6 protein-coding genes are annotated in these 7,661 nt (G+C 53.4%); 4 read left to right on the forward strand and 2 right to left on the reverse strand.

Going from position 1 to position 7,661, the window contains the following annotated elements; all coding sequences use genetic code 11:
• Nucleotides 1–853: 853 nt before the first annotated feature.
• On the reverse strand, nucleotides 854–1,330 hold the full coding sequence (locus tag KSP9073_RS17145; RefSeq protein ID WP_207771514.1) for a hypothetical protein: 477 nt from the start codon (nucleotides 1,328–1,330) through the stop codon (nucleotides 854–856).
• A gap of 1,415 nt (nucleotides 1,331–2,745) precedes the next feature.
• On the opposite strand from KSP9073_RS17145, the gene KSP9073_RS17150 reads away from it, so the two are divergent.
• Together KSP9073_RS17150 and KSP9073_RS17155 are read left to right on the forward strand one after the other, a co-directional pair.
• On the forward strand, nucleotides 2,746–3,180 hold the full coding sequence (locus KSP9073_RS17150) for a hypothetical protein (RefSeq protein WP_108844203.1): 435 nt from the start codon (nucleotides 2,746–2,748) through the stop codon (nucleotides 3,178–3,180).
• Nucleotides 3,181–3,367: 187 nt separating this feature from the next.
• Nucleotides 3,368–3,787 (forward strand): hypothetical protein, encoded by a 420-nt coding sequence (locus KSP9073_RS17155; RefSeq protein ID WP_108844204.1) that lies wholly within the window; start codon nucleotides 3,368–3,370, stop codon nucleotides 3,785–3,787.
• Between the two features lie 817 nt (nucleotides 3,788–4,604).
• Here the strand turns inward: KSP9073_RS17155 and KSP9073_RS17160 are convergent.
• The gene (locus tag KSP9073_RS17160) at nucleotides 4,605–5,081 is read right to left on the reverse strand and encodes a hypothetical protein (RefSeq protein WP_207771515.1); all 477 of its coding nucleotides are present in this window, start codon (nucleotides 5,079–5,081) and stop codon (nucleotides 4,605–4,607) included.
• Nucleotides 5,082–6,496: 1,415 nt separating this feature from the next.
• Here KSP9073_RS17160 and KSP9073_RS17165 point away from each other — a divergent pair.
• Both KSP9073_RS17165 and KSP9073_RS17655 read left to right on the forward strand, forming a co-directional pair.
• Nucleotides 6,497–6,931, forward strand: a complete 435-nt coding sequence (locus KSP9073_RS17165) for a hypothetical protein (RefSeq protein ID WP_108844203.1) — start codon at nucleotides 6,497–6,499, stop codon at nucleotides 6,929–6,931.
• A 187-nt stretch (nucleotides 6,932–7,118) separates the two neighbouring features.
• Nucleotides 7,119–7,538, forward strand: coding sequence for a hypothetical protein (locus KSP9073_RS17655; RefSeq protein ID WP_108844204.1), 420 nt, complete (start codon nucleotides 7,119–7,121; stop codon nucleotides 7,536–7,538).
• Nucleotides 7,539–7,661: the final 123 nt, after the last annotated feature.

The following is a 7,661-nucleotide window of genomic DNA, read 5'->3' on the forward strand; positions in this document are numbered from 1 at the left end:
TGTTTGACCCCAGCAAATAGCTAGCTGAACACTGAAAACGCCTTTGCGCCTTTGCGCCTTTGCGCCTTTGCGCCTTTGCGCCTTTGCGCCTTTGCGCCTTTGCGCCTTTGCGCCTTTGCGCCTTTGCGCCTTTGCGCCTTTGCAAAGAGAGGTCGTCAGAGCGGAGGGGTTTTCGAGCTCGTTAGAGCGAGAGGGATTCAAAGGGGCACCCTTTGGCACGACGGATATGTATACATCCGTGGCGTGCCTCTGTTGCTTTCGAGGTTTTTGGCGGTTTTAGGTGGGGAGAAAAGAAAGGGAAAAGAAAAGGAAATAAAAGGGAAAAGAAAAGGAAAACAATGAGATAAAGGAAAAGAAAGGGAAAAGAAAGGGAAAAGAAAGGGAAAAGAAAGGGAAAAGAAAGGGAAAAGAAAGGGAAAAGAAAGGGAAAAGAAAGGGAAAAGAATCGGGGATAGGAGGCGGTTACCTGAGTACCTTAGCCGTCATCCAAAAATGACCCTCAAAGGGGCCATTTTTGCGCTCAAGATAAGCCGCGTAATCATGAATTTACAGAAAGCGAAAGGCATCACGACTGTCTTTTGTCCCTGTAATAATGGGGGAAAGAAGCAAAAAGGTATTGAATTTGTGTGGTGAAGGCCGATAATGAATGTGAGGCCTGCATAAGAGCATAGGTACATAGGCATCAGACGGAATCGGCCATGTACTGCGGGTGCCTAGGACACGTCATCCTAGCCGTGGAGGTAATCCTCATTTGAGGGTTAGTTTGCGACCCAACGATGTATTCGTTAGCTAAGCAGACGCTGCGACCACGAGCCTCACTAATTTTAAAAAGCCCTGATTTTCAGGGCTTTTTTTATAACTCGATTTTAGCTACTGCTTTCCCGTTCGGGCTTCTATTTCTATAAGCAGTTACGACGCTATACAAAAGCTGATCTTCTTCAGCTGTTTCGAACCCCGCTAAAACCGCGCATCCTTTGCTGCCTCTCATAACAATGAGACGCTGGTGCCCGTTCATGCTCGAAAATTCGCACACGATGTTTGCATTGTGCTGGATTATGTCGCTAACGAAGTTAGGTACTTCGTAGATCGAATCATATCCCCACTTTTTGAGATCATTTCCTCTTTCTGTCCATATATGGCGTATGCCAAAGCCTTTATGGGGGCCGAAATGCCTTCCTGCTCTAAGTACTATTGGCCCTCCAGGCTGCTGTAGCAACCCGCTCGTGACAACCACCGTTCCCCAATAGCGGCTTTGCGTTACAGGGTGGGCTATTTGATGATTATGGTGATGGACAAAGTCATCAGGGACTTCTGAAAAGCTTCTTTTCACAACCCACTTACTCCCCGCACTTATTAGGCATATAGCGCGTTAGAATAACTGTGAAGCCTATGTTAGGAACACCATGACTGTTGTTACGAACGCCTAAGCAAGGCGTGGTTAGATTGACTGGTAAGACAGAGCGGGATAATTTGGAGCCAGAAAAGATGAAACCCCAAGTGCGTCAACACTTGGGGTTTCGGATTCTCTCTACTGGGGGACAGAAGAGAGAACAGTTCGTAGTTCTTAGTCTAGCGGCCTTTCTAGCCCCTGCGCAACACTTGCCCCCCTTAGAAAGAATCCCTTTTCGGCCGTCACTTGCAACGTGACAACGTGGTCAGAGGGGTTGGACTCAAGTTGACAGTTACCCTCTAGACCGTGGCGGTCGGGCCAAACGGGGAGACCTCACATAGGCCCAGCGTGCGACGCGCGTCCAATGCTTGCCAGAGTCGCGATTTGGCAGCACTGCAACGAGGGAAACGGGAACCACCCACGGCCACCTCTCTAAAAACGGCGCGGCGACTCAGCCCACAGGCGGGAGTTGAAGCAGTGCAGCAGCTTGAGACGTGTCTTTCCGGCGCGTGAGGGGGGCAGGATCAGGCCACTGATCTACCGAAGCGGAAAGCAAGGCGGACCATCCAGAAGCCATCGGCGGAAGGAGGGGCGAGCCTGTCTTGAAGCGCAGCGAAAAGACAGGCTCGCGGGCAACCGTTGCGCTTTGCGCGCACCTTTCCCTTTCTGCCCTTATCGCGGTTTAAAGAGCCCTTCCCGCTTCTCCCCTCGGCTCCGCTCTCCAGCGATTTTTAATCGCGCCGAGGCGGTGCCCAACAACGAGCGAAGCGAGGCGTTAGCTATTACTTTGCCTATTTCGCTGGCTATTGGATGACCTATTCACCTGCTATTTGAAGGTAAATAGCCATTCGAATAGGTCTTGAATAGCTGATCAAATAGCAATTCGAATAGCTTCAAAATAGCGTGGTTTCGCCCTGAACGGGCTACACCCCGCACCAGGGCTGCGCCCTCTGCTTTGATCCTTCGTCGCTGAACGCGACTTAAATCAAGCATTCACCCGGCCATCGTCGGCTGCTTCGCAGCCGGACTCCGTCCTTCTGTTCAGGTCTCGGCGTAAGCCTCGTTTATCGCTTTGCTCAAAATGCCGTTGGCACCCTCCAAAAGAACGGAGTCCGGCTGGCTTCGCCGACACCGGACGATGGGGGCACGCCCCCACTTTCGACCGCACACTGGGGTGTGCTTCACATCGCTGGGGCGTGTGATCGAAAGCGGCTCCCCCAACCCGCCGGCATGGCCGTCGGGGGCTTGGCTGAACGCCGCGCCCCACTCGCTTCGCGAGCGGTTCCCTGTCATCGTCTGTCGACGATGACACATCTGGCTTCTTCGCATTTGCGAAGTCTCGAGGAGGAATGACGATGGTGCAGCTTCGATCGGCGGTAAGCCCTGAAGACTATGTTCTGAGCGATGAACTGACTGCGCTTTTTGGGCAGTCGATGTATGTACTCAAGCATGATCCCTGCCCGTTTCCGGGCAACCCGACAGAAAACCCCCTTCAGGGCGCTCAGGAGTACAACCAGCGGCTTTTAGAGCATGGGTCTGAACTCTCGTCGCCGTTTACCAATGAAACGCTCACAGACGTCCTGAGAGCGGCTGAGAACGATCCTTGTCTGGCTGAGGGGGTGCTCGAAATTTATCGGACGCGGCATACACCAGACGCTGATCTAGGCAGTGTTTTCTCTGCGTCAGGCAAGCGAGCCTTCGATCTGATGCGGTTGGTACCGGAGATCCAGCAAATGCCTGCACGACAGGTGCTAGAGCTACAGAATCACGTGCAAAGAACGCCGCGCTAACGCCTCGCTGCGCTCGTTGTTGGCCAGCGGCCCGCAGCGATTGGTAATCGCCGCTCCCGCTGGCTTTGCAAATACGAAGTCTGCACGCTGATTGGTGCCAAAGCCGCGGTGTCACTCGGGTGTGCCATCGCTTGAAACTGCGTCATACAATCAGTGCTCGAACTGACCAGTGGCACAGGAGGTTGTCATGGCATGGCACAGCGTCAACGAGGCGTGCCAAATGGCACAGAAAAGTCGGCGCACGCTTTACCGCGATATGGCCCAAGGCCGCTTGTCGTATGGGATGGACGACAGTGACAAGCGTGTCATTGAAACGTCTGAACTGATTCGTGCCTACGGTGCCCTGGCACATGTGGCACAGCCCGAACCCGAAAAAATGGCACACCGTGGCACTGACAATGGCACACCCGAATCGGGTCAGCCTGACCCGCAAATTGTGGCACTCGTGGCACAGGTCGAGCAGATGAACCAGCAGATGGCCGAGATGCGCGCCGAACTCCAGGAATACCAGAAGCTACTGACGCACCAAGCCGATCCTGAACCCTCAAATCCACCTCGGCGAACCTTTCTGCAACGATTGCGATATTTGTTTGACCCCAGCAAATAGCTAGCTGAACACTGAAAACGCCTTTGCGCCTTTGCGCCTTTGCGCCTTTGCGCCTTTGCGCCTTTGCGCCTTTGCGCCTTTGCGCCTTTGCGCCTTTGCGCCTTTGCAAAGAGAGGTCGTCAGAGCGGAGGGGTTTTCGAGCTCGTTAGAGCGAGAGGGATTCAAAGGGGCACCCTTTGGCACGACGGATATGTATACATCCGTGGCGTGCCTCTGTTGCTTTCGAGGTTTTTGGCGGTTTTAGGTGGGGAGAAAAGAAAGGGAAAAGAAAAGGAAATAAAAGGGAAAAGAAAAGGAAAACAATGAGATAAAGGAAAAGAAAGGGAAAAGAAAGGGAAAAGAAAGGGAAAAGAAAGGGAAAAGAAAGGGAAAAGAAAGGGAAAAGAAAGGGAAAAGAAAGGGAAAAGAATCGGGGATAGGAGGCGGTTACCTGAGTACCTTAGCCGTCATCCAAAAATGACCCTCAAAGGGGCCATTTTTGCGCTCAAGATAAGCCGCGTAATCATGAATTTACAGAAAGCGAAAGGCATCACGACTGTCTTTTGTCCCTGTAATAATGGGGGAAAGAAGCAAAAAGGTATTGAATTTGTGTGGTGAAGGCCGATAATGAATGTGAGGCCTGCATAAGAGCATAGGTACATAGGCATCAGACGGAATCGGCCATGTACTGCGGGTGCCTAGGACACGTCATCCTAGCCGTGGAGGTAATCCTCATTTGAGGGTTAGTTTGCGACCCAACGATGTATTCGTTAGCTAAGCAGACGCTGCGACCACGAGCCTCACTAATTTTAAAAAGCCCTGATTTTCAGGGCTTTTTTTATAACTCGATTTTAGCTACTGCTTTCCCGTTCGGGCTTCTATTTCTATAAGCAGTTACGACGCTATACAAAAGCTGATCTTCTTCAGCTGTTTCGAACCCCGCTAAAACCGCGCATCCTTTGCTGCCTCTCATAACAATGAGACGCTGGTGCCCGTTCATGCTCGAAAATTCGCACACGATGTTTGCATTGTGCTGGATTATGTCGCTAACGAAGTTAGGTACTTCGTAGATCGAATCATATCCCCACTTTTTGAGATCATTTCCTCTTTCTGTCCATATATGGCGTATGCCAAAGCCTTTATGGGGGCCGAAATGCCTTCCTGCTCTAAGTACGATTGGCCCTCCAGGCTGCTGTAGCAACCCGCTCGTGACAACCACCGTTCCCCAATAGAGGCTTTGCGTTACAGGGTGGGCTATTTGATGATTATGGTGATGGACAAAGTCATCAGGGACTTCTGAAAAGCTTCTTTTCACAACCCACTTACTCCCCGCACTTATTAGGCATATAGCGCGTTAGAATAACTGTGAAGCCTATGTTAGGAACACCATGACTGTTGTTACGAACGCCTAAGCAAGGCGTGGTTAGATTGACTGGTAAGACAGAGCGGGATAATTTGGAGCCAGAAAAGATGAAACCCCAAGTGCGTCAACACTTGGGGTTTCGGATTCTCTCTACTGGGGGACAGAAGAGAGAACAGTTCGTAGTTCTTAGTCTAGCGGCCTTTCTAGCCCCTGCGCAACACTTGCCCCCCTTAGAAAGAATCCCTTTTCGGCCGTCACTTGCAACGTGACAACGTGGTCAGAGGGGTTGGACTCAAGTTGACAGTTACCCTCTAGACCGTGGCGGTCGGGCCAAACGGGGAGACCTCACATAGGCCCAGCGTGCGACGCGCGTCCAATGCTTGCCAGAGTCGCGATTTGGCAGCACTGCAACGAGGGAAACGGGAACCACCCACGGCCACCTCTCTAAAAACGGCGCGGCGACTCAGCCCACAGGCGGGAGTTGAAGCAGTGCAGCAGCTTGAGACGTGTCTTTCCGGCGCGTGAGGGGGGCAGGATCAGGCCACTGATCTACCGAAGCGGAAAGCAAGGCGGACCATCCAGAAGCCATCGGCGGAAGGAGGGGCGAGCCTGTCTTGAAGCGCAGCGAAAAGACAGGCTCGCGGGCAACCGTTGCGCTTTGCGCGCACCTTTCCCTTTCTGCCCTTATCGCGGTTTAAAGAGCCCTTCCCGCTTCTCCCCTCGGCTCCGCTCTCCAGCGATTTTTAATCGCGCCGAGGCGGTGCCCAACAACGAGCGAAGCGAGGCGTTAGCTATTACTTTGCCTATTTCGCTGGCTATTGGATGACCTATTCACCTGCTATTTGAAGGTAAATAGCCATTCGAATAGGTCTTGAATAGCTGATCAAATAGCAATTCGAATAGCTTCAAAATAGCGTGGTTTCGCCCTGAACGGGCTACACCCCGCACCAGGGCTGCGCCCTCTGCTTTGATCCTTCGTCGCTGAACGCGACTTAAATCAAGCATTCACCCGGCCATCGTCGGCTGCTTCGCAGCCGGACTCCGTCCTTCTGTTCAGGTCTCGGCGTAAGCCTCGTTTATCGCTTTGCTCAAAATGCCGTTGGCACCCTCCAAAAGAACGGAGTCCGGCTGGCTTCGCCGACACCGGACGATGGGGGCACGCCCCCACTTTCGACCGCACACTGGGGTGTGCTTCACATCGCTGGGGCGTGTGATCGAAAGCGGCTCCCCCAACCCGCCGGCATGGCCGTCGGGGGCTTGGCTGAACGCCGCGCCCCACTCGCTTCGCGAGCGGTTCCCTGTCATCGTCTGTCGACGATGACACATCTGGCTTCTTCGCATTTGCGAAGTCTCGAGGAGGAATGACGATGGTGCAGCTTCGATCGGCGGTAAGCCCTGAAGACTATGTTCTGAGCGATGAACTGACTGCGCTTTTTGGGCAGTCGATGTATGTACTCAAGCATGATCCCTGCCCGTTTCCGGGCAACCCGACAGAAAACCCCCTTCAGGGCGCTCAGGAGTACAACCAGCGGCTTTTAGAGCATGGGTCTGAACTCTCGTCGCCGTTTACCAATGAAACGCTCACAGACGTCCTGAGAGCGGCTGAGAACGATCCTTGTCTGGCTGAGGGGGTGCTCGAAATTTATCGGACGCGGCATACACCAGACGCTGATCTAGGCAGTGTTTTCTCTGCGTCAGGCAAGCGAGCCTTCGATCTGATGCGGTTGGTACCGGAGATCCAGCAAATGCCTGCACGACAGGTGCTAGAGCTACAGAATCACGTGCAAAGAACGCCGCGCTAACGCCTCGCTGCGCTCGTTGTTGGCCAGCGGCCCGCAGCGATTGGTAATCGCCGCTCCCGCTGGCTTTGCAAATACGAAGTCTGCACGCTGATTGGTGCCAAAGCCGCGGTGTCACTCGGGTGTGCCATCGCTTGAAACTGCGTCATACAATCAGTGCTCGAACTGACCAGTGGCACAGGAGGTTGTCATGGCATGGCACAGCGTCAACGAGGCGTGCCAAATGGCACAGAAAAGTCGGCGCACGCTTTACCGCGATATGGCCCAAGGCCGCTTGTCGTATGGGATGGACGACAGTGACAAGCGTGTCATTGAAACGTCTGAACTGATTCGTGCCTACGGTGCCCTGGCACATGTGGCACAGCCCGAACCCGAAAAAATGGCACACCGTGGCACTGACAATGGCACACCCGAATCGGGTCAGCCTGACCCGCAAATTGTGGCACTCGTGGCACAGGTCGAGCAGATGAACCAGCAGATGGCCGAGATGCGCGCCGAACTCCAGGAATACCAGAAGCTACTGACGCACCAAGCCGATCCTGAACCCTCAAATCCACCTCGGCGAACCTTTCTGCAACGATTGCGATATTTGTTTGACCCCAGCAAATAGCTAGCTGAACACTGAAAACGCCTTTGCGCCTTTGCGCCTTTGCGCCTTTGCGCCTTTGCGCCTTTGCGCCTTTGCGCCTTTGCGCCTTTGCGCCTTTGCGCCTTTGCGCCTTTGCGCCTTTGC

Origin of the sequence: Kushneria phyllosphaerae, from assembly GCF_900312995.1 — a bacterium.
Taxonomy (GTDB): Bacteria; Pseudomonadota; Gammaproteobacteria; order Pseudomonadales; family Halomonadaceae; genus Kushneria; species Kushneria phyllosphaerae.

Coding starts and splice junctions, on each gene's coding strand:
- KSP9073_RS17150 (WP_108844203.1), top strand. CDS start 2,746: ATGGTGCAGCTTCGATCGGCGGTAAGCCCTGAAGACTATGTTCTGAGC.
- KSP9073_RS17155 (WP_108844204.1), top strand. CDS start 3,368: ATGGCATGGCACAGCGTCAACGAGGCGTGCCAAATGGCACAGAAAAGT.
- KSP9073_RS17165 (WP_108844203.1), top strand. CDS start 6,497: ATGGTGCAGCTTCGATCGGCGGTAAGCCCTGAAGACTATGTTCTGAGC.
- KSP9073_RS17655 (WP_108844204.1), top strand. CDS start 7,119: ATGGCATGGCACAGCGTCAACGAGGCGTGCCAAATGGCACAGAAAAGT.